The sequence below is a fragment of the Pseudomonas petrae genome, assembly GCF_021728295.1.
In the GTDB taxonomy this organism is placed as follows: domain Bacteria; phylum Pseudomonadota; class Gammaproteobacteria; order Pseudomonadales; family Pseudomonadaceae; genus Aquipseudomonas; species Aquipseudomonas petrae.
In genome coordinates, this window is sequence record NZ_JAKJXE010000016.1 from 92,567 (window position 1) to 113,486 (window position 20,920).

Below are 20,920 nucleotides of genomic sequence, written 5' to 3' on the forward strand. Positions count from 1 at the left end.
CCGCTCTCATGCTTTGCCTGCGCGGCTTACCCCAACTGGAATCTTGCGGTGTTGTCGCTCAAGGCCCGGCTGCCTTTGGTCAGGGTGTCTGCGGCCTGATTTACTGCACGCGCGCCGTCCAGCAAACGGCCAGCGGCCTGATCCACTTGCTGGATATTGCCGCTGACCTCGTCCGCCGTCGCGGCCTGCTCTTCAACCGCGGTAGCGATCTGCGCCAGCGTGTCAGTGACGATCTGCACGGCGCTGGCAATCTCTTCCAGCCGCTCGCCCAGCCCGGTCACCGACTGCGCATCACTTACCGCCTGACCACACGCCGCCTCCATCAGGCTGACGGCCTGGCTGACGGTCGAACGCAAGCTGTCCACGGTCCCGGCAATTTGCGCGGTCGACGCCTGGGTCCGCTGCGACAAACTGCGCACTTCGTCAGCGACCACGGCGAAGCCACGGCCCTGCTCGCCCGCACGCGCCGCCTCGATGGCGGCATTGAGCGCCAGCAGATTGGTCTGTTCGGCGATGCCGCGAATGGTGTCTACCACGGACTGGATCTGCTGCCCCTGCTCACTGACCTTGCCCAGCGCATTGGCGGTGTCGGTCAGTTTCTGGTTCAGCTGCTGAATGCTCGCCGTGGTGCGTTGGCTGTCGCGGCTGCTGTCCTCGGCGATGCGCCGAGTGGCTTGGGCGCTGCCGGACGCCGCTTCACAGCTGCGGGCGACGCCCATGGACGTCGCAGCCAGTTCGGTGGCTGCGGCTGCGATCTGACTGATCTGCTGCTGTTGATCTTCAACTTCGTTGAGCGTGCTGCCGGACTGCGCATTGAGGGTCAGCACCGCAGAGCCCAGTTGCTGGGTTTCGTGGTTGACGCCCAACAGACTGGTGCGCAGTTGCACCACCGCGACGTTAAGCGCGGTACTGATGGCAGCGAGTTCGTCACGCCCTTCCACGGCGACCTCGACGCACAGATTGCCGTCACGCAGCGACTCGGCCAGGGTGGTGATGCCCTTGGCGCTGCGTTGAATCGACGTTTGAAGGCACATGAAGAGATAAAGCGCCGCCAGCGCGAGAATGCTGAAAATCGCCGCCACCGGTACGAACTGCTGGATGGCCTGATCGTGGTAGTAATCGAGACGGCCATTCAGTGACGAGAGTGACTGATTGCGCAGCGCGGCCAGGCCTTCGCTCACGCTGTCCACGCTGCGCTCGAAGGCGGCTGGGTCGAGCTTGATGCTGCCACCGAATACGCCGTCGTCGAGCACTTTCAGTTCGGTGTCTAGGCGCTGAAGGCTGTCGTCGTACTGACGCGTCCAGATCTCCATGCCTGGGTAGGCCTTGGCTTTTAGCGAGCCTACTGCTTTGACCAACTGATCGCGGGCGTCGCCGATGCGACTGCGCAGGTCGCGCATCTGAAGACGGCTCTGCAGCGTGAACTGACCGGATGCGATCGACGATTGGCCGATACTCGCCATGCGCCCTACCCGTTCGACAAGGTCCGGCGCCTGTTGCGTGGCAATTTGCATCAGCAGGTAGGTTTCGAGCCAGGGATCGAGGATCAAGCCGCTGTCCATGGCGATCTGTTCACGCAGACTCTGCAGCGCCGTGAGGGCTGAGGTAAAACGGTCGTAGCCGTCAGGCCACCAGCCGACCGTTCGCAAGGATTCCGAATCCATGCCTTTGACCAACGCCTGCAGCGCTTGATAGCGCGTCATGATGTCCGCGCTGGCGTTCTGTGCCTTGAGTTCATCGCCCAGGGACGCCAGGGACCGGGTCAGATCAGGGTTCGCAGCATCCAGCGCGTTCATGGCTGCCTTCGCGGCCGGCGTCGGATCTCGAAGAATGTCAGCAGCCTTCCAGCGCGCGGCGCGGTTGCGCTGGGCTGTCAGCTGCATATCCAGCGCATCGAGGGCCATGAGCTGGCGCACACCGGCTTGCTCTTGAGTGATCACCGCCAGCTTGCTGCGGTAATCCTGGCCGATCATCCACAGGCTGCCCGCGAGCGGCAGAATGAACAGAAAGAAGAGCACCTGAAACTTGCGCGCGAACCCGAGACGTCCGAGCAGGCGGATGCCTGGCGACAAAAGACTCTGCATAGCCGACTACTCCTCACCGACAAACGCTGCATGACGAATGACCGTCGCTGCGCTGCCTTACATTCTTACCGGCAAAATGCCATGTCTGTGTTTTGAAAACGATAACCGCCCATCTTTTGAACAATAGGCGCGTTTAGGCTTCTCGAAATCTACGGCCGCCTACCTCTATAACGGCAGCGTTGCGGCAGGCATAAGCAAGAACCGGACCGATAGCACGAAGCCATCAAATCGGGCACAAGATCGACGACGGTGCATACTGCGTGCGAGAAAGTGGGGCAAAAGCACTCAGCGTGAGGAGTGAAACTGTCACCGAGGTGCAGAGATGAAGAATGGTTGAAGGGCCGGGGGGCTAACCGATTGATCGTGTGGATAATTTTTTTCAAAGAGACGCTTGACACATATCTGATCTGAGCGAATAATGCGCGCCACTTGGCTACATAGCTCAGTTGGTTAGAGCATAGCATTCATAATGCTGGGGTCCGGGGTTCAAGTCCCTGTGTAGCCACCAAGTACCTCAACAAAGCCCGCCTTGTGCGGGCTTTGTTGTTTCTGGCGTTCAGGTTTATCCCGAACTGTCTCGGAACCCTCATTAACCCTGCTCCGCACCTTGGCGCGCCTTCAGGCCAATCGCCCCTCAACCAGCCCGAAACGCCCAGACCACTTCCACCAATCTGGCGGCGATCAGCAAGTACACCAGCGACACCAGAATCTGGATAGCCACGTGATACCGCAGCTTGCCGAGCCTGCGAATGCCGTCGCTGACGTTCAGAAACATAAGCACGGCGGACACGCCAATCAAACCCCAGCCGGTTGCGCCCGACACCACCACTCCGATGAACTGCTGGTAATCAGCCCTCAGCGCACTGGTGCCCGCCGCGAACAACAAAGCGCACACCAGCAGGTTTTTAATATTGTCGAAGATTTGCGTGCTGAGATCGTGTTCCAGCAAATCGATGTAGCGCACCCAGATTCGTCGCATGGCCTGGCGCCTGTGGCTTGATGAACTCATAGCGTAGCGCGCCCAAGACAGGACAGCGGGATGTTGTCCTGTGGTCCGGGCGCAAGCGGCAATCCGTGACAACCGAGCCCTCGTCCAATAGATTACGCCCCTCGAAACGCCCCGAGCTTTTCGCGCCTCAACCCCAGTTAACGAAGCAGTGGATGTTCAATGTCTGATTCCCATACCGATCCGGCGACAAACGCCGTGTCGTCGAAGCAAGCCTACGAAGAAGCCATCAACCTTTCACAACATGTGCCACAGGCCAAAACCATCAGCGAGATGGTGCTCGACGCCTTCCAGAGCGCCAAGGAAAGCGACCAGATTCGCGACCTGCGCCTGGCCATACGCGCCGCCCATGACCGATTCGATGACGACCAGGCCTATGCGCTGATGGGTCAGCTTAAACAGCTCAAGGACGCAGAAGCCGCCGACATGGCCGCGCTCGAAGACTTAAGCTCGAAATTTCCGATCAGCCGGATTCTCTCCAGCTACAAGGACGACCCGAGTTTTCAGGAGCTCGTCTACAGCCTGGCGTTGAAGGTGCTGAACCAGACCCATCAAGCGGTCAGCAACCCGAGCGGCGGCAAGAGCAAAGCGGCACGGCCGAAGAAGGAAGCCGAGGTTTTCGTCATCAGCAAGGACGGCGCCAGCGTCACCCTGCCTCTGCGCACACCGCGCTCGAAAGCCAACGCGGACCGCGAAGCCTTTGAATTCCTCGGTTTCTCGTTTGTCGGTGAAGACGATGAGGCCGAGCTGCAGAGCGAGGTGTTCGTGGACAGGGACGGCAACCAACAGCCCGCCACGCGCAAGAACATCGTCAGCGCGATCCAGCAACAGACTGCGTTTGAAGGGTTCAGCGCCGTTCAGCAATAAGCTGCAGCAATAAGCGCGACCATGAGCTCACCAGCAAGCTCAACACCCGGACCGGTGGCGATCGTAGCGCCATGATGTAACCTCAAGGGCTGGCCACAGCGGTGCCAACTGACGGTCGCCGCCCTCGAGAGGTGTTGAGCAATGCAGATTCTTGGTGAAACGATCATCGGACAACACGCTGTGCGTGGCCAGGCCGGAGAGGTTTTTGCCCTCGCCGCCGCCACGGGTGAACCCCTGACGCCGTCGTTTGGCGCCAGCACGCTGGAAGACGTCAACGCTGCGTGCGAACTGGCCGAGGCGTCATTCGACCGCTACCGGCAGTTGAGTGACGACCAACGCGCGACCTTTCTTGACGCCATCGCACAAGGCCTTGTGGATCTGGGCGATGTGCTCACCGAGCGCGTCCATGTGGAAAGCGGCCTGCCCAAGCCACGCCTTGAAGGCGAGCGGATGCGCACGGTCAATCAGCTGAAACTGTTTGCCAGTCTGCTGCGTGATGGGCGCTGGCACGGCGCCGTGGTTGACACTGCAATGCCGGAGCGCCAGCCCTTGCCCCGCGCCGACCTTCGCCTACGGCGCATCGGCCTCGGCCCGGTGGCGGTCTTCGGCGCGAGCAACTTCCCCCTCGCCTTCTCTGTTGCCGGCGGCGATACCGCTTCAGCATTGGCGGCCGGTTGCCCGGTCATCGTCAAGGCGCACCCGGCTCACCTGGGCACCAGCGAGCTGGTGGGACGGGTGATTCAGAAAGCGGCGCGCGACACTGGCATGCCGGAAGGCGTGTTCTCGTTGTTGATCGACAAGGACATTGCTGTCGGCCAGGCGCTGGTCAGTCACCCCCTGATTCAAGCCGTGGGCTTCACTGGTTCGCGTCGCGGTGGTTTGGCGCTGGTGGCGGCGGCTCAAGCGCGTCCGGTGCCGATCCCGGTGTATGCCGAAATGAGCAGCATTAACCCGGTGTTCTTGCTGCCCGCCGCTTTGCTGGCCCGTGCGGAAACCATCGCCAAGGGTTTTGTTGAATCGCTGGTCATGGGCGCGGGGCAGTTCTGCACCAACCCCGGTATCCTGCTTGCACTTGAAAGCGACGCGCTGGAAACGTTCGTGTCCGCATCGGCCAAAGCCCTGTCTGACAAGCTGCCGACCACCATGCTGACGCCGAACATCCACGGCGCTTACTGCAACGGCCTGAATAATCTGCACAGCGCATCCGGCGTGACGCTGGTAGCGGAAGGTCGGGAGGCCGAAGGTTCATTCCAGGCCCGCCCGGCCTTCTTCCGCACCAACTCGGCTACCTTCCTCGCCAACCCTGCGCTGGAGGACGAAAACTTCGGGCCAAGCGCGCTGCTGATCGTCTGCACCGACGTCGCCGATCTGCAGAAGGTTGCCGCCAGCTTCGATGGGCAACTGACCGTTACGCTGCAGTTTGACGACGGCGACGAAGCGACCGCCCAGTCGCTGCTGCCGATCCTGGAGCGCAAGGCAGGACGGATTCTGTTCAATGACTTCCCGACCGGCGTCGAAGTAAGTTATTCGATGGTCCACGGCGGGCCGTTCCCGGCAACCTCCGACAGTCGCAGCACCTCGGTAGGCGCGACAGCAATTGATCGCTTCCTGCGTCCCGTTTGTTACCAGAACGTGCCGGACTCGCTGCTGCCACCTGCGTTGAAAGCCAGCAATCCGTTGAAGACCTGGCGTCTGATGAACGGCGAACTGTCAAAGGACTGAGCTGCATCGGTGCCCGCCCCGCGCGAGCCTGGCAACTGAAAACTGCTTCGCCGCGCCCCTTCAGCCAAGGGGCGCGGTCCCATGCAGCCCGGCTTGGGTCATTCAGCGGATCGCTGCAACACCTTGCCGTCAACGCCATCGCCAATCACCAGAAAATGCCCGCCCGCCACATGGTGAAGGGTGCGCAACCCGTCATGCCCCTCGAAATGCCAGTGCCCCTCGGAAAACACGCGCTCATCCGCCCACGCCGCGACCACTTCGCCGATGAACAGATCGTGCGCGCTCTGATTGTGCGGCTCGGGTATCAATCGGCACTCCAGCCAGCCTGCGCAGCCTTCCAGCAGCGGCGCTTCAACGTGGGAGCCTGCGAAGGTCTCAAGCCCGTAAGCTTTGAATTTATCCAGGCCCTGCTCCTGAGAGATGTCCTGCCCTGAGGTCGAGCCGACCGTTTCGACGATATCGATCTGGCTGACGGTCGGCACGTTGATCACGAACGTGCCGGAGCCTTCGAGCAACTGCCGCGTCCACACGGATTTATCCAGCACGACGGTCACCTTGGGCGGCTGAAAGTCCAGCGGCATCGCCCACGCCGCTGCCATGATGTTGCGTTGACCCTCGTGAGCGGCGCTGATCAGCACGGTCGGGCCGTGGTTGAGCAGGCGATAGCATTTGGCGAGGGGTACCGAACGCCGGTGGGAAGCGGTCATGGAAATCATCCTGGCAAAGAGAAAAGTGATCGAAAACTACAGGGTTTATCGCGGCGGGGAAACGCCACTCTCCGTAGCGTGGTGCAAACTGTCGCCTCCCTGAACTTCGCCCAAATCGCGCTTTGCAGATCAAGCCAAAGGTGATGTAATACTATAACAAAGTATTTCAGGCAGTCCTTTCTGTGAAACGCGATTCCCGGCTTCTTCCTTCCCTTGCAACGTCCGCACTGGCTCAATCGGCCGGCAAACGCGTGTTGATTTCCCTCGCCATGCTGGTCCTGCTGTGGATCGGCGTTGTCTGGGCGGTGGCGATTCCATGAGTGCCGCCATCGACCTCCACGACCTGACACTGACCTATGAACGCCGGCCAGCGGTGCATCACGCGAACGGCCGATTCGCGGCGGGCAGCCTGACGGCGATCGTCGGCCCCAACGGCGCTGGTAAATCCACGCTGATCAAAGCGATCGCCGGCACGCTCAAACCCGCCGTCGGGCGCGTCGAGCGCAACCAGCTGGCAACGCGGCACATCGGTTATCTGCCGCAAGCAGCCGAGATCGACCGCAGCTTTCCGCTCAGCGTGGCCGACACCGTGATGATGGGCGCCTGGCGCAGCATCGGGGCGTTCCGAGGCGCCACGCGAAAGCACGCTCAACAGGCTCAAGAGGCGCTGGGGGCTGTGGGCTTGGCGGGATTCGAGCAACGCAGCATCAGCTCGCTGTCGTCCGGTCAGTTTCAGCGCGTGCTGTTCGCCCGGCTGTTATTGCAGGACGCTTCGGTAATTTTGCTCGACGAGCCCTTCACCGCCATCGACGCACGCACCACGCGGGACTTGCTGCAGTTGATCAACGCCTGGCACGACCAAGGCCGCACCGTTATTGCTGTGCTGCATGACATCGAGCAGGTGCGCCAGCATTTTCCAAGCACGCTGTTGCTGGCGCGGGAAATCATTGCCTGGGGCGACACCGCCGACATCCTCAACGACGACAACCTGCGCCGCGCCAAGAACATGGCCGAGCACTGGAACCCTGACGCACAACCGTGCGACGCCGATGCGGAGCAAACGCTGTGACGCTCTATAGCCTGTTGATCCAGCCCTTCGTTGATTTCGGTTTCATGCGCCGCGCCCTGGTGGCGTGTCTGGCGCTGGGCATCGGCTCCGGTCCGGTCGGCGTGCTGCTGATGCTGCGGCGCATGAGTCTGGTGGGCGACGCCATGAGTCACGCGGTATTGCCGGGTGCCGCCGTGGGTTTTCTGTTCGCCGGTTTGTCGCTCCCGGCGATGGGCTTTGGCGGCCTGATCGCAGGTCTCGCCGTGGCGTTGCTGTCGGGATTGGTGAGCCGCTACACAACCCTGCGTGAGGACGCCAGCTTCGCCAGTTTTTACCTGACATCGCTCGCCGCCGGCGTGCTGATCGTCTCCCTGCACGGCTCAAACGTTGACCTGCTTCACGTACTCTTCGGCACCATTCTGGCGATCGACGATCAAGCGATTTTCATGGTCGGCGGCATCGCTTCATTCACCTTGATTCTGCTCGCGCTGATCTACCGCCCGTTGATCCTCGAATGTTTCGACCCGGGTTTCCTGCGCGCGGTGGGCGGTCGCGGTTCGCTGTATCACGTGCTATTTCTGCTGCTGGTGGTGCTCAATCTGGTGGCGGGGTTTCAGGCGTTGGGCACGCTGATGGCTGTCGGCATGATGATGCTGCCCGCCACGGTCGCGCGGTTCTGGGCACGCTCGCTCACCGGCATGATCGTGATTTCGACCGCAGTGGCGACGCTCTCGGGCTTCATCGGCCTGATCGTCTCCTACCACGCCAGCGTCGCTTCGGGCCCGGCCATCGTGCTCACCGCCAGCGCCTTTTACGGGTTCTCACTGTTCTTTGGACGCAGCGGTTTTGTACGCCGGCTGTTCCCGAGGGTTCATCTGTCCGGCTGATCGTCCCCTTACCGTAAGGAAACCACCATGAAACGTTTCACGCTTCTGACCGCCGCGCTGGCGTTGTCGGGCCTGGCCAACTTCGCCCAGGCAAAAACCCTGGAGACCGTCGCATCGTTCACGGTCATCGCCGACATGGTGCACAACGTGGGTGGCGATCACGTGCACGTGACCGCGCTCATCGGTCCCAACGGCGACCCCCACGTCTACGAGCCCACCCCCACTGATGCCCAGGCGCTGAAGAAAGCCGACGTGGTGTTCGTCAGCGGCCTGCATCTGGAGGGGTGGCTGGATCGGCTGATCACCGCCTCCGGCTACAAAGGCCAGCCCGTCGTGCTGTCTGACGGGATCATGACCCGCAGCATGGAAGAAGACGGCAAGAAGATCACCGACCCCCATGCCTGGAACAGCGCGGTAAACGGCATTGTTTACGTCAGAAACATCATCAAGGCCCTGCAGAAAGCCGACCCGGACAATGCCGCCGATTACAAAGCCAACGGTGAAAAATACATCGCCCAGCTGCAGGACATGGACGCCTACGCCCGCGCGCAGATCAGCGCCATCCCGGTCGCACAGCGCAAGGTGCTGACGTCCCACGACGCCTTCGGCTATTTCGGCGATACCTATGGCGTGACCTTCCTCTCGCCACTGGGCTTTTCGACTGAAACCGAAGCCTCGGCGGCTGACGTCGGCAAGCTGATCAACCAGATCAAGCAGGAGCATGTCAGCGCCTACTTCTTCGAAAACTCCGGCGACCCGCGCCTGGTGCAACAGATCGCCAAAGCCAGCGGCGCGCACCCGGGCGGCGAGCTGTACGTGGAATCGCTGTCACCCGCAGATGGTCCGGCGGCGACCTACGTGACGATGTTTCGTTACAACGTGAACAAGCTGGCGGCGGCCATGAAAGGCCAGTGAGTTATTGCGCGACGGCTGAACTGACCTCTGCCGCGCAACGTGCGTGGCAGAGATCAGCGAACCGGCTCAGCGAACCGGCAGCGCAGGCGCGGGTCAATCTGTATGCTGGCGCACCGTCCGCCGACATCGACAGGATGATCCATGACCGCTCTCTCCTTCGCGCCTTTTCAGTCCCTCGCCGACCTCCTGATTCCCCACACCGTGGCGGAGAGGCTCGACGGCTCCCACGACGTTTCCCACCTGCACCGGGTGTGGAGCAACGTCTGCGCCATTCGTGACACTGAGGGCGGTGATCACCAGATTCTGCTTGCCGCCACCCTGCTCCACGACTGCGTTTCAGTGGAAAAGAACTCGCCCTTTCGCTCAAGCGCCTCGCGTCTGGCCGCAGCAAAAGCGACCGAGCTGCTCGCAGAAATGGGCTGGGACGAAGAGCGCACCCAGGCCGTCGCCCACGCCATCGAGTCCCACAGCTATTCCGCCGACATCACGCCCACCTCGCTGGAAGCGAAGATTTTGCAGGACGCCGACCGTCTCGACGCCCTTGGCATGGTCGGCGTGGCGAGGCTCTTCTACGTGTCAGGGCGCATGGGCAGCCACCTCTACGACCCGGCCGACCCGCAGGCGCAACAGCGTGCTCTGGACGACAAACGCTTCGCCGTCGATCACTTCACAACCAAGATTTTCACTTTGGCGCAGGGGTTTCAAACGGCCACGGGGCAGCACATGGCGCAGGTCAGGCATGCACGCGCGGAGCGGTTCTTGCGCGAGTTTATGGAAGAGATTGGTGCGTAGGATGTTCAACGTCCACGCTGATGCTTAGCGGTTAATACGCGAGTCGCAACAATTCCGAAATATTTCCAGCAATGTCACAAAGACATCACGGAACACCTCTATAACCATCTCTCCGGTGTTTTCGTCGATGGGATGATTGGCAGTGAAAAGGTTATTGCGTCGTGTAGTCCGTCCTTCTTCCAGGCCTGCTTTCCTGCGCCGCTTCAGGATTACCCAGCGGTTGGTGCTGTGCTTCGGCGTGACTGCGCTGTTGCTGGTGGCGCTCGGTGTGTTTTGCCTGTTGCAGATGCAGAGCATCCGCGATCAGGGTGAAGCGGTTGAGAGTGGGTCGCTGCCCAGCATTGCCATGGCCGACGCGATCGCCATCGACCTGATCAAGTTGCGCGGCGAGAGCGCCAGGCTGATCGCCAATGCCGACGACCCCGGCGCGGTGGTGACCAGCAAAATCAACGTCGAACAGCTTAAGAACGAGGTCGAAAAAGGCTTCGTCGATTATCTCGCCCACGCCACCGACAGCACCGAGCGTGACTCCATCAAGGCCCTTCAAGACGCCTATGGCGCTTTCATGCCGGGGCTGCACGACGAAATCGCCTTGATCGAACAACGCAAGCTCGACGACGCGCGCATGCTGCTCAATACCACGCTGAGCTTGCAGGGTGATCTGATGGACATGCAGGTGCAGTTGCTGCGTGAGCTGAACAAGCAAAGTGCTGCGGGCACCGTCGACGCTGCAGGCGCGCGGTTCCAACAGACTCGAATCATCGCCGTCAGCGCCATCGTGGTGGCGCTGGTGCTCACCCTGTTGCTCGCGTGGCGACTTAGCCTGAGCATCATCCGCCCCCTGCGTCAGTCGCTGCACATCGCCAACACCATTGCTCAAGGAGATCTAAGCCCGCAGCCGATTCCGGAAGGCAAGGACGAAACGGCTCAACTGCTGAAAACCCTGGGCCTGATGCGCGCCAATCTGCACGGCACGATCGATCAGATTTACGCCGCGGCTGGACAGCTAGGCCAGTCCGTCCAGGAAATGGGCGCGATCGCCGAAGCCAGCGCCAGGAATCTGCAACTGCAGAACGATGAGATCGAGCAGGCGGCAGTGGCCGTGAACCAGATGAGTCAGGCTGCCGGGGAAGTCGCCGACAATGCCAGCAGCACGTCGAGCGAATCGAAGGCGTCCAACGAAGCGGCCGCCGAGGGGCGTCTGCGCCTGACCGGCACCATTGATTCGATCAAGGCGCTGACCGACAACGTTCTTGATTCCTCTCATCAGGCCGACGGTCTCGCCGAGCGCACGCTGAGCATCAGCAAGATTCTCGAAGTCATCCGCGCGATTGCCAACCAGACCAACCTGCTTGCACTGAATGCCGCCATCGAAGCCGCAAGGGCTGGCGAAGCGGGTCGCGGATTCGCCGTGGTCGCCGATGAAGTGCGCTCACTCGCCCAACGCACCAGCGCGTCGACCACCGAGATAGAAACGCTGATCAACGATGTACAGAAAAGTACTCAGGACACCGCGCAAACGTTACGCGTCACCGCCGCCCAGGCCAATCTCACCCTGGAGCAGGCCGCTGCAACCGGTCACGCACTGACCGTCATCATCAGCGCAACTTCGACCATTAGCGACCGGAACATGCTAATCGCCAGCGCCGCCGAACAACAGGCGCAAGTGGCGAACGAAGTCGATCGCAACCTGAGCAGCATTCGCGACCTGTCGACGCAATCGGCATCGGGCGCTCAGCAAACCACGGTGGCGAGCAATGCGCTGTCGATGCTGGCAACCGACCTGAACACGATGGTTCAGCGGTTTGTGTTGTGAGGCGCTAGCCAGATTGATGTAGATCGAGGAAGCCTGGTCGAACCTTCCGTAGGTTCTGGCACGCCGCGTCACCGGCGTGCCTTTCGTTATAAATGTCGCCGAGACCGCCGCCGCCCATTCCCAGTCATGTCCAAGTGTTTCATTATCGAAACACCACCCACGCAGATGGGTGTCTACGCCAACAAGGACATGAGCATGAAAAAAACAGCTGCATTGAGCATCGCACTTACCGCATTGACGCTGAGCCTCACCGCTCAGGCCGACGTCAACGTCAAACTGGGGAGCAAGGAACGCGTCACACACCTGTTTGCCTACCCGAACAACTGCAATGTCATCTGCTTCCGAAACTGGACGCTGGAACAGACCGTCGAGCACTACCTCACGCAAAGCGTGCAGCGTGACGGCTACAGCGCGGCCAAGATCGCGGTTCACAACGACAACGACGTGATCTACGCCGACATCACCGGCGTGCCGGACGGCTACGACAAACCACTTACAGCGCTGCTCGACGCCGGCGATCTGGCCTACGCCGGCGCGAGCAAACTCAACGCCGATAACAAATTCGCCTACAACTGGTATCTGTTTTTGCCGCTGGGCATGGCGCTGGAAAACCGCAAGAGCGTCGAGCTGCTGCATTTCCCGCCGGACTATTCGCTGACGCAGGCCCAGGACTATCTTTTCTCGGCGACTACCGACCGCTGGTCCGAGCTGCTCACGGATAACGGCATTCCCAAGGAGCAGACGCCGGCCTATCAAACCATCATCGACATCGCGCCCATTGCTGCGCCATCCAACGCCGGCAAGGACCTCGAAAACGTTTACAGCTACTTCACCGATTACCAGACGAACATGGTCAAGCAGCTAACGCAAAGCGCGGCGGGCACATCGCTGCCGATGGTCGCGTTCGGTGCGCCGGTGCGCGCCTGGCTCAAGCAGCAATACAACGTGACGGTTCCGGTGTTGGGCCTGGCGAGCATCAGCCCGGCTGGCGGGCAAAGCGTCGCCGTGCTGGGTTCGAATCACCCGAGCTATATCTGGAATGCGGCGGACAAAAGTAATTACGGCGGGGACGAAGCCAAGGCGGATGAAGCCGGTTTGAAGGTCATGGGCCAGGACCTGAGCGCGGCGTGCTGGCAGGCTGGCATGGGCCAGAAACCGACGACCGATCCAGCGGCGTTGTTGAACCAGTGCACCACCAACTGGCAGGTGACCAACAAGGTTGAAACCTGCAAGTTGTTCTTCACCACGGTCCGCAAGTTGACGCCGGATCAGGCGGCAGCGAAATGCCGAACGGGCGAGGTGTCTCGGCAGATCAAGCAGCTGCAGAAGCCGTTGCCGGAGATGAAGCAGACCAAGCTGTAAAGCCTCGGCCTGTGTAGCAGCGCCCTTGCCCGCGAACGCGTTTTGCCAGACACCATTGTGATATCTGGAAAAATGCATTCGCCGGCAAGCGCGCTCCTACAATTTGATGAACGCTTGGCCTGGCCGATCACTCCCCCTGCGGACGCAACCGATACTGCGGCGGCAATTGCTCCGGGCCGCTGATGGTCGCGTTCAGACTCTTCCAGCGCCCATCCTTGATGCCATAGATGCAGCCGTGGACCGACAACTTCTGCCCGCGATGCCAGGCGTTTTGCACAATGCTGGTGTGACCGACGTTGGCAACCTGCTGAATCACGTTGAGCTCGCACAGCCGGTCGACCTGTTCTTCTTCAGTCGGCAGCTTGGCCAGCAACTCGCGGTTTTCGTAGTACAAGTCGCGGATCGTGCGCAGCCAGCCGTCGATCAAGCCGAACTGGCGATCCTGCATCGAGGCGCGCACGCCGCCACAACCATAGTGACCGGTGACGAGAATGTGTTTGACCTTCAGCACGTCGACTGCGTACTGAATCACCGACAGGCAATTGAGGTCGGTGTGCAGCACGACGTTGGCCACGTTGCGGTGCACGAACAGATCGCCCGGCAGCATGCCAACGATTTCATTGGCGGGTACACGGGCGTCCGAACAACCGATCCATAGAAATTCCGGCGTCTGCTGGCGCGCCAGCTTGGCAAAGAATTCGGGGTCTTCTTCCTTGATGGCGGCAGCCCAACGTTCGTTGTTGTCGATCAAGTCTTGTAGTTCGTTCATGCGTTGATGCCTCGGAAATGATGCTCAGCTATGACTGGGGCCCCGCGCTTCGGGTCACGCGGGGTGATCGATCGATCGACGGCACCGATCAGGAAGCGGATGGAATCTTCGCCATGTCGTCCGGTCCACCCATTAGGACCGACATTACTGAGGATTTGCCATGAACAATTCACGCCGTCCATTCGATGCTACTCAACCTGAGCCCATCGATGACAACGAAGACCGCATGGGATCAATGGAAGAGCTCAACTTCAACGACAACAATGAGCCGAGCGGGCGCATTGGCGACGTCATCCCTGAAGACGAGCTTGAAACGTTGATCCCAGATGAACGCGCACGTGAGGCCGGGCTGACCGGTGCCTCCACCGAGGATCACAACCCGACCGACGACGACATGAGCCCTGAAACATTGATCCGGGAAGACGGCGCACGCTCGCCTCGTGAAGCCGGCGAAGATGGCCCGGCCGATCAGAGTCTAAGCATTGTCGACGAAGATGACATCGGCAGCGGCGATGGTCTGGACGAAGAGGAAATGGCCATTCTGGATCCGCTGGACGGCAAGCCCGGCGTCTGATCAGTGGACTGAATTTTGTGGGAGCGAACCTGGTTCGCCCCACACAAAGGCGCCTTGATTATTCGAACAGCGTGCAGGCCATGACGATCGCATCCTCTCGCCCGCCCACTGCCGGGTAGTAATCCCGACGTCGGCCTATTTCGTTGAAACCATAGCGCTCGTATAAACGATAGGCAGACCGGTTACTGTCTCGCAGTTCGAGAAAACATTCCCGGCCATTGATCTCGTAGGCGCGCTTCATCAGCTGTTCCAGCAGCATCAGCCCCAAGCCACGACCCTGACTCTCCGGTTTAACGGTGATGTTGAGCAGGTGCGCCTCATCGATGATCACGTTGATCACCCCGTGCCCCACTTGCTGACTGCCTTCGAACATCAGCCACACTTCGTATGACTTCAGCGCATCGATAAAAATGCCCCGCGTCCAGGGATGGCTGAATGCGGCGTATTCGATCTTCAGGACAGCGTCCAGATCAGCTTCGGTCATGCGGCGAAACGTTACTGCGTCATTCATTTACGCTCTTCCAACGGCCCATCAATTGACGCATGGAGCGCCACACTTCGGCCTTGCGCTGCGGCTCGTCCATCAACAGTTCCAGACCCGGCAGCGCCCAGGCTAATCCCAGGCCGTCGACCTGGAGTTCAAGATTGTAGGATTCGGCGTCAGTTTCAGCCGCAAACCGCAGCGCCGGCAGTCCGATCAGCCACAAACAGGTGCAGGGCTGTTCTTCGACGCGGGCGTACAGAAAACCCTGGACGAAATCCCGCGCCGCTTCGGGCCCTTGATCCATTTGCCCGCGGACCAGGAGCGGCCAGCGCACAGGCTCGCCGATGATCTGCGGGCTGTCCGGCAGGCCGGCGGCGCGCAGCATGTCTTTGAGCAACAGATAGGAAGGGTCGCGGCTCTGAAACGGCTCGCCGGTCACCAGTTCCACCAGCAGCAGGCAACTCCCGGCGCGCAGCAGCTGCAGGGCAAAACGTGGCGGCGGCGCAACCGGCGCTTTCACCACGACAGGCGCGGCGTCTTCTTCCTGCGCCTGTTTTGGCTTGGGTGCGCTGGAAGGGCGGGGTATATCGATCTTCGGCCGCTCCACCGTCCGCGCAACGGGCGTGGGTGCGGCGGGTGGCGAGTCGCGGTCCGGCGCGCGAGGCGCATCCGCCTGAATCACCGGCACGGGCGCATCCACTATCTGCGGCACGGGCGCAAGCAGCTCGGGACGCGAAGGCGCGGCAAAAGGCAATTCGGTGCGCGGCAGCCAGCTGACCACCTGCATGGCGGTCAGATAAGCGCGACGACGAGGCTCGTTGAGCAAAGGTCAGCTACCTGTGGATAAAGTCAGGCGGGGATTCTACAGGCCTTCACCGCTTCCCGCCGCTGTTGATCGACTAGGGGTGAAAAACGAGCCCGGCGATGCAGTACAATCGCCGCTTTTATTTGCCAGTCAGCGACCATCCGATGATCGAACCTAAGCGCGTCCTGCGCGCCCTTGCCGAACACTGGGCGCTTCTCGAGCCACTCTGCGAGCACTTCGACCAAGGCACTCTGAGCCTGAGCGAACTGCGCTTGCAACTGGCGGCCCAGCAGTTGGAAAGCACGCCACAGGACATCACCACTTTGCTGGACGTCTGGATTCGGCTCGACATTCTGGTCCCGGTGGCGAAAAGCCCGAACCGTTTCGAGCTGAACGCGCAGATCCACGATTTCCTGTCTTACCTGCGCCGCGAGCACCGGCTGGGCCTGTGCCTGGAAATCGAAGCGTACCTGCGCCACCTCGAACGGCTGGCCGGCTATATACAGGAAGCGTTCGACGCCCGCGACGCCAATGACCTTGCGCGGCAACTGCGCCTGCTCGACATGCGTGTGCGCGACGTCCTGAAGAAGCTCGCCAACGACGAGCAGGCGCTGGTGGCCGTGGCCGAACGTGCCAAGACCAGTGACCGGCAGATCCCGCTGCGTCAGCGTTATGCGGAAGTGCTGGCAACCTGGGATGAATACGTCGAGCCGATGATCCAGCTGGTGAACGCCGATGGCGCCTTCGAACAAGGCGTGCGCAAGGTAGAGAACGTGCTGCTGCGCATGCTCACCGACCAGCAACGTCTCGGCCATCTGGTCGACGACGACATGCTCCTGCGCACCCACGCGCGCATCCTTGAAATGCAGACCAGCGCGCAACTGACCTTGCGCCATGCACGTGAGCTGCTGCTGCCGCTGCGTGAAGAAGCGCGTCGCCACAATGCCGTGACGCGCGGTGCTGCCCTGGCGCTGTCGGCGATCCGTCGACGAGGCCTGGACGCCGTGCCGCAAGCGGCGATGCCGATGTTCACCCGTCCGCAAAGCACGTTTCTTGGCAGTGCCAATCAGGTCGAAGCGTACGTGTATGCGCTGGCGCGCTTCGAGCCGAAACCCGCGCGGTTCCCCAAGGCCAATGTCACCCGCAAGGGCGAGCCGCCGCGCGCGCCGCGCACGGTCAGAGAAATGGTCGAGCGTTGCGAAGACGCCCTGCCCATGCCGGATCTGATGGTCTGGTTGCTGGAGCAGGAGCCCACCGGCGCGACCGATGAATTGCTGTACTGGTTTTCGCGCCTGTCGCGGGACAAACGCTTCAAGCGCGAGCGCCTTGAGCGCCGCGAATACCTGACCCAGGAGCACCGCGTCAGCCTGCGCTCCTTCGCCCTGCTCTCGAGCAAAGACGCCACCCCAGAGAATTCCGAGGGCACCGCCCATGCATCTTGATCTATCCGAAATGACCCAGCTGGCGCCGATCTTTCGCGAGCTGTTCAAGGGCTACCACGTCAGCCGTCGCGACCCCGAGCTGTACGCACAACTGTCCAATCTTCAGGACCAGTACCGCGGCCTGTTCAAGGCGTTGGGCTTCGAGCTGGTCTGCGACACCCGTGGTTTCTACTACTTCGTGCCTGATCTGGCGGCCGCGCAGGTCAACAAGACGGCTCAACGTCTGGCGCTGTTCACGTTCATCCTCGTCGAGCACTTGGCTGACCAGGGCCGCGACCCGGTCGCCGTGCTCGATGGCGGTAGTCTGGGCCGTGACGAATTGCCCTCGCTGCTGGAAAAGTACCGCGATCTGTTCCTGCAAGCTGAGGTACAGACCCAGGAAGAGCTGGAAGAAAAAATCATGCGTCGCATGACCCAACTGGGATTCGCCGCTGAAGAAGTCGGCATCTATCGCTTCCTGCCGCCCATGCATCGCTTCCTCGACGTCTGCCTGTCGGTGCAGCAAGACCGTGACCTGGCGGCCAGTCTGCACAGCGCTCTGCCGTTGCCGGCACCGGTGCTGATCGACGACGACAGCGATGAGCGACTGCTGGAAACCGACGACCCGCTGGACCTCACCGAATTCGATGAAGCCACAGAAACCGAAGAACAAGCGCTAGCCCGGGCGATCGCTGAAGAACAGGAGCATGACGCATGAGCCAGGAACGCTACGGCATACGCCGCTTCGCGCTGCTGAACACTGCCGGTTACAGCCTCGGGTTGTTTCCACTGGAGCATCCGCTGTCGGTCTACGGCGCGAACAACCTGGGCAAGAGTGCGTCGATCAACGCTTTGCAATTCCCGATTCTGGCGCGCATGTCGGACATGAGCTTCGGCAAATACAGCCTCGATCAATCGCGTCGCTTCTATTTCGCTTCCGACACCAGCTACATCCTCGTCGAAGTCTCCCTGCCCCACGGCCCCCATGTGATCGGCGTGGTCGGTCGTGGCCCGGGCGGCGGTTTCGGTCATCAGTTCTTCGCCTATGCCGGCAAGCTGGACCTGGCTCACTACCAGAAGGACGATACCTGCCTGCGCCAGAAGGAGCTGTTTGCCAATCTGGAAAGCCAGGGCCTGAAAGCCTACGAGCTCAAGCCGGATGAACTGCGCCGTTTGCTGGTCGGTGGCCACACGTCGATTCCTCTGGACCTGACCCTGATTCCCCTGCGCTCAACCAGTGAACAGAGCCTGAAGACCTTCCGCGCGCTATTCATCAACTTGCTGCATATGCGCGAGATCACCGCTGCCAAATTGAAGCAGCTGTTTCTCGACGCGTTTGAGCACAGCCTGCGTTCCGGCAGCGTCGACTACATAGCTGCGTGCGAAGAAGCGTTCCGCGACGTACGACGCATGGAGCAGGACTACAACGCACTGGTGCTCGCCGGCCCGCTGGTCGAAGCGTTGGCCAACGGCGTCAGACAGCGCGACATCCTGCGCGGCAAGCTGCATCGTCTGTCGCCATTGCTCGACTCGCTGCTGGACACATGGCAGGACTATTCCAATGCGCGCAAAGAAGAGCTGGTCATTCAAAGCGAGCACTACCGTAACGAACAGGATTCCCTGCAGAACGATCAGCGTGGCGGCACTCAAGAATTGATGCGCCTGGAGCGTGAAATCAGCAATATCCAGCGCTGGATCGGCGAACTGGCGGTGTTGAAGAACCGCTTTGCGCTGGTCGACGACGTAAGAGTTCTGGAACAGCAGTTACTGGCTGCCAAGGATGCCCATGATGAGCTGGCCGGCGCACTCGCGCAGTCGCGGCAATTCAGCGCCGAGGATCTGGATGAGCGCCTGCGTGATCTGGAAAAACGTCTGAAGTCAGTGAAACAACAGCTCGATCATGCGGACAACAATAGCTATGCCCGCCTCCGCGAAGAGTTCTCGCAGCCTGATGTCGAGCGCCTAATGCGCCTGTTCAACAGCGCGCTGTTCAGCTTGCCATTGGGCGAGCAAGGCATCGCCCTGGATGATGGCGATGCTTGGGTCAAATCCCTCGAAGCCATTCTCGATGGATTCAAGGGCGAGCGCTTCGAAGTGCCCGGCCTGACTGTCAATCTGTCGAACATCGAGCCCCCTGCCCTGCAGGCGCTGGCCGATCGCGCCGCGCTGCGTGATCAAAAGGAGCGCCTGGAGAAGGAGCTCAAGCAACTGAAGACTCAACAAGCCGTCGCGGCCGACCGTGCGGCGAGCAAAACCCAGACTGAAGCGTTGTACCAGCAGGTGCTGGATGCTCAGAAGGCGCTCGAAGACTTCCGCCGCGCTCAAACATTGAGCGCCGAAGAGGGCGAGAAGCTTGAGCAGTTGGCCCAGATGGAAGCGGCGCAAGACGAGCTCAAACGCTCCAGTGATGCTTTCACCGAGCGCGTTCAACAACTGTCGGCCAAGCTGCAGCTGGTCGGTCGTCAGATCGGCGATCTCGAATCCAAGCAACGCACGCTGGATGACGCGCTGCGTCGTCGTCAGCTACTCCCGACCGATCTGCCATTTGGCACCCCGTTCATGGAGCCGGTTGATGACTCGCTAGAGAACTTGCTGCCGCTGCTCAATGACTATCAGGACAGTTGGCAGGGCCTGTTGCGCTGCGATGGTCAGATCGAAGCGCTGTACGCGCAGGTTCGTTTAAAAGGCGTCGCCAAGTTCGACAGCGAAGACGACATGGAGCGGCGTCTGCAGTTGCTGATCAACGCTTATGCTCATCGCACTGATGAAGCGCTTACTTTGGGCAAGGCACGCCGTGCTGCTGTGACCGACATCGCGCGGACGCTACGCAACATCCGCAGCGACTACGACAGCCTTGAGCACCAACTGGCGCTGTTTAACCGTGAAATCAACCGCCGGCAGGTATCCAATCTGGAGAGTTTCCGCATTGTGCTCGCGCCGAACAAGGAAGCGCTCAAGCACATCGATCAGATCATCCACAGCGCCGGTCAGTACGAAGAGGGCGAGACACTGTCGGTGTTCGATCTGAGCCAGAGCGCCGAGCAGGACAACAAGAACGAGGACGCCAAAGAGTATCTGGCTCGCCTGGTTGCGGCTAACCACAACCAGCTCGGCTTGAAGGACTTGTTCGAACTCGCGTTCGAGATCACCAAGGTCAACAGCCAGCCGGTTATCCATACCGACATTGATGGAGCGGCGTCAAACGGCACGACCATGACCATCAAGGCACTGACCAACATGTACCTCTTGCTGCACCTCATGGATCGCGAGCAGGCTGGACGGATTCGTCTGCCCTACTACCTCGACGAAGCCGCTGACATTGATGAAAGGAACCAGGCAGCGTTGCTGGAAACTAGCCTGCAACTGGGCTTTGTACCGATTCTGGCGAGCGTTAAGCCTCAAGTGTCGGCACATGTGGCCATTGACCTGGAAGGCGGCAGTGGGCCTGCCGGGATCTACATCGACGAAGCGGACTGGAAGTACATTCAGCGTCGTGACGAGGCTGTTCCGGTGAAAGCAACCCAGGCGGTTGCAACGCTTAGCGAGTAATTAAACCAACTGGAAATAGAAAGCCCTGCAGAGATGCGGGGCTTTTTTGTGGGCGCTGATTGGGGGGTATTGGCTGTCGGCTGTTCGCAGGTTCAAGAACTTTTTCGCGCGC

General features: G+C 60.8%; 19 protein-coding genes, 1 tRNA gene and 1 pseudogene. 15 read left to right on the forward strand and 6 right to left on the reverse strand.

Features of this window, described 5'->3' with window-relative positions; translation table 11 throughout:
• Positions 1-26: 26 nt before the first annotated feature.
• A complete protein-coding gene (locus L4G42_RS22805; protein ID WP_237254768.1) occupies positions 27-2,084 on the reverse strand; it encodes a methyl-accepting chemotaxis protein in 2,058 nt (685 codons plus the stop codon).
• Positions 2,085-2,515: 431 nt separating this feature from the next.
• Between L4G42_RS22805 and L4G42_RS22810 the strand changes: the two genes are divergently transcribed.
• A tRNA-Met gene (locus L4G42_RS22810) sits at positions 2,516-2,592 on the forward strand.
• 126 nt (positions 2,593-2,718) lie between these two features.
• Here the strand turns inward: L4G42_RS22810 and L4G42_RS22815 are convergent.
• Positions 2,719-3,063, reverse strand: coding sequence for a hypothetical protein (locus L4G42_RS22815; RefSeq protein WP_237254769.1), 345 nt, complete (start codon positions 3,061-3,063; stop codon positions 2,719-2,721).
• A 189-nt stretch (positions 3,064-3,252) separates the two neighbouring features.
• On the opposite strand from L4G42_RS22815, the gene L4G42_RS22820 reads away from it, so the two are divergent.
• Both L4G42_RS22820 and L4G42_RS22825 read left to right on the forward strand, forming a co-directional pair.
• Positions 3,253-3,957 (forward strand): hypothetical protein, encoded by a 705-nt coding sequence (locus L4G42_RS22820; protein WP_237254770.1) that lies wholly within the window; start codon positions 3,253-3,255, stop codon positions 3,955-3,957.
• A 141-nt stretch (positions 3,958-4,098) separates the two neighbouring features.
• Complete coding sequence (locus tag L4G42_RS22825) at positions 4,099-5,679, forward strand: aldehyde dehydrogenase (NADP(+)) (protein ID WP_237254772.1); 1,581 nt, start codon at positions 4,099-4,101, stop codon at positions 5,677-5,679.
• 98 nt (positions 5,680-5,777) lie between these two features.
• Here L4G42_RS22825 and L4G42_RS22830 read toward each other — a convergent pair whose 3' ends face one another.
• Positions 5,778-6,386 (reverse strand): flavin reductase family protein, encoded by a 609-nt coding sequence (locus L4G42_RS22830; RefSeq protein WP_237254773.1) that lies wholly within the window; start codon positions 6,384-6,386, stop codon positions 5,778-5,780.
• A gap of 182 nt (positions 6,387-6,568) precedes the next feature.
• On the opposite strand from L4G42_RS22830, the gene L4G42_RS22835 reads away from it, so the two are divergent.
• The 8 genes and pseudogenes from L4G42_RS22835 to L4G42_RS22865 all read left to right on the forward strand — a co-directional run bounded on the left by L4G42_RS22835 (position 6,569) and on the right by L4G42_RS22865 (position 13,206).
• Entirely contained in the window at positions 6,569-6,706 is a 138-nt protein-coding gene (locus tag L4G42_RS22835; protein ID WP_237254774.1) for a hypothetical protein, read from the forward strand.
• Positions 6,703-7,455 carry a zinc ABC transporter ATP-binding protein AztA gene (gene aztA, locus L4G42_RS22840; protein WP_237254775.1) on the forward strand — a complete coding sequence of 251 codons (753 nt, stop codon included), beginning with the start codon at positions 6,703-6,705 and terminating at the stop codon, positions 7,453-7,455. Before L4G42_RS22835 ends, aztA begins: the two co-directional genes overlap by 4 nt.
• Positions 7,452-8,321 (forward strand): metal ABC transporter permease, encoded by an 870-nt coding sequence (locus L4G42_RS22845; RefSeq protein ID WP_133771835.1) that lies wholly within the window; start codon positions 7,452-7,454, stop codon positions 8,319-8,321. Before aztA ends, L4G42_RS22845 begins: the two co-directional genes overlap by 4 nt.
• 27 nt (positions 8,322-8,348) lie before the next feature.
• Positions 8,349-9,236: a metal ABC transporter substrate-binding protein gene (locus L4G42_RS22850; protein WP_237254776.1), complete on the forward strand. Its 888-nt coding sequence runs from the start codon at positions 8,349-8,351 to the stop codon at positions 9,234-9,236.
• 141 nt (positions 9,237-9,377) lie between these two features.
• The gene (locus L4G42_RS22855; protein ID WP_237254777.1) at positions 9,378-10,028 is read left to right on the forward strand and encodes an HD domain-containing protein; all 651 of its coding nucleotides are present in this window, start codon (positions 9,378-9,380) and stop codon (positions 10,026-10,028) included.
• 142 nt (positions 10,029-10,170) lie between these two features.
• Positions 10,171-10,986, forward strand: a pseudogene (locus L4G42_RS26465) (MCP four helix bundle domain-containing protein); the annotation flags it as partial.
• 69 nt (positions 10,987-11,055) lie between these two features.
• Positions 11,056-11,844: a methyl-accepting chemotaxis protein gene (locus tag L4G42_RS26470; RefSeq protein ID WP_419789401.1), complete on the forward strand. Its 789-nt coding sequence runs from the start codon at positions 11,056-11,058 to the stop codon at positions 11,842-11,844.
• Positions 11,845-12,039: 195 nt separating this feature from the next.
• Positions 12,040-13,206 carry a hypothetical protein gene (locus tag L4G42_RS22865; RefSeq protein ID WP_237254778.1) on the forward strand — a complete coding sequence of 389 codons (1,167 nt, stop codon included), beginning with the start codon at positions 12,040-12,042 and terminating at the stop codon, positions 13,204-13,206.
• Between the two features lie 127 nt (positions 13,207-13,333).
• Here L4G42_RS22865 and can read toward each other — a convergent pair whose 3' ends face one another.
• A complete protein-coding gene (gene can / locus L4G42_RS22870; RefSeq protein WP_065991764.1) occupies positions 13,334-13,975 on the reverse strand; it encodes a carbonate dehydratase in 642 nt (213 codons plus the stop codon).
• Between the two features lie 160 nt (positions 13,976-14,135).
• On the opposite strand from can, the gene L4G42_RS22875 reads away from it, so the two are divergent.
• The gene (locus L4G42_RS22875; protein ID WP_237254779.1) at positions 14,136-14,549 is read left to right on the forward strand and encodes a serine kinase/phosphatase; all 414 of its coding nucleotides are present in this window, start codon (positions 14,136-14,138) and stop codon (positions 14,547-14,549) included.
• 58 nt (positions 14,550-14,607) lie between these two features.
• On the opposite strand, the gene rimI is transcribed toward L4G42_RS22875, so the two are convergent.
• The gene (gene rimI, locus L4G42_RS22880) at positions 14,608-15,060 is read right to left on the reverse strand and encodes a ribosomal protein S18-alanine N-acetyltransferase (RefSeq protein ID WP_237254780.1); all 453 of its coding nucleotides are present in this window, start codon (positions 15,058-15,060) and stop codon (positions 14,608-14,610) included.
• On the reverse strand, positions 15,053-15,859 hold the full coding sequence (locus L4G42_RS22885) for an energy transducer TonB (RefSeq protein ID WP_237254781.1): 807 nt from the start codon (positions 15,857-15,859) through the stop codon (positions 15,053-15,055). Before L4G42_RS22885 ends, rimI begins: the two co-directional genes overlap by 8 nt.
• 143 nt (positions 15,860-16,002) lie before the next feature.
• On the opposite strand from L4G42_RS22885, the gene mksB reads away from it, so the two are divergent.
• Genes mksB through mksF form a run of 3 tightly spaced genes read left to right on the forward strand, consistent with a single transcriptional unit; the run spans position 16,003 to position 20,808 of the window.
• Positions 16,003-17,280, forward strand: a complete 1,278-nt coding sequence (mksB, locus tag L4G42_RS22890) for an Mks condensin complex protein MksB (protein WP_133772577.1) — start codon at positions 16,003-16,005, stop codon at positions 17,278-17,280.
• A complete protein-coding gene (gene mksE / locus L4G42_RS22895; RefSeq protein WP_237254782.1) occupies positions 17,270-17,977 on the forward strand; it encodes an Mks condensin complex protein MksE in 708 nt (235 codons plus the stop codon). Before mksB ends, mksE begins: the two co-directional genes overlap by 11 nt.
• On the forward strand, positions 17,974-20,808 hold the full coding sequence (gene mksF / locus L4G42_RS22900) for an Mks condensin complex protein MksF (RefSeq protein ID WP_237259957.1): 2,835 nt from the start codon (positions 17,974-17,976) through the stop codon (positions 20,806-20,808). The genes mksE and mksF overlap by 4 nt, the downstream gene beginning before the upstream one ends.
• The last annotated feature ends 112 nt before the right edge of the window (positions 20,809-20,920 follow it).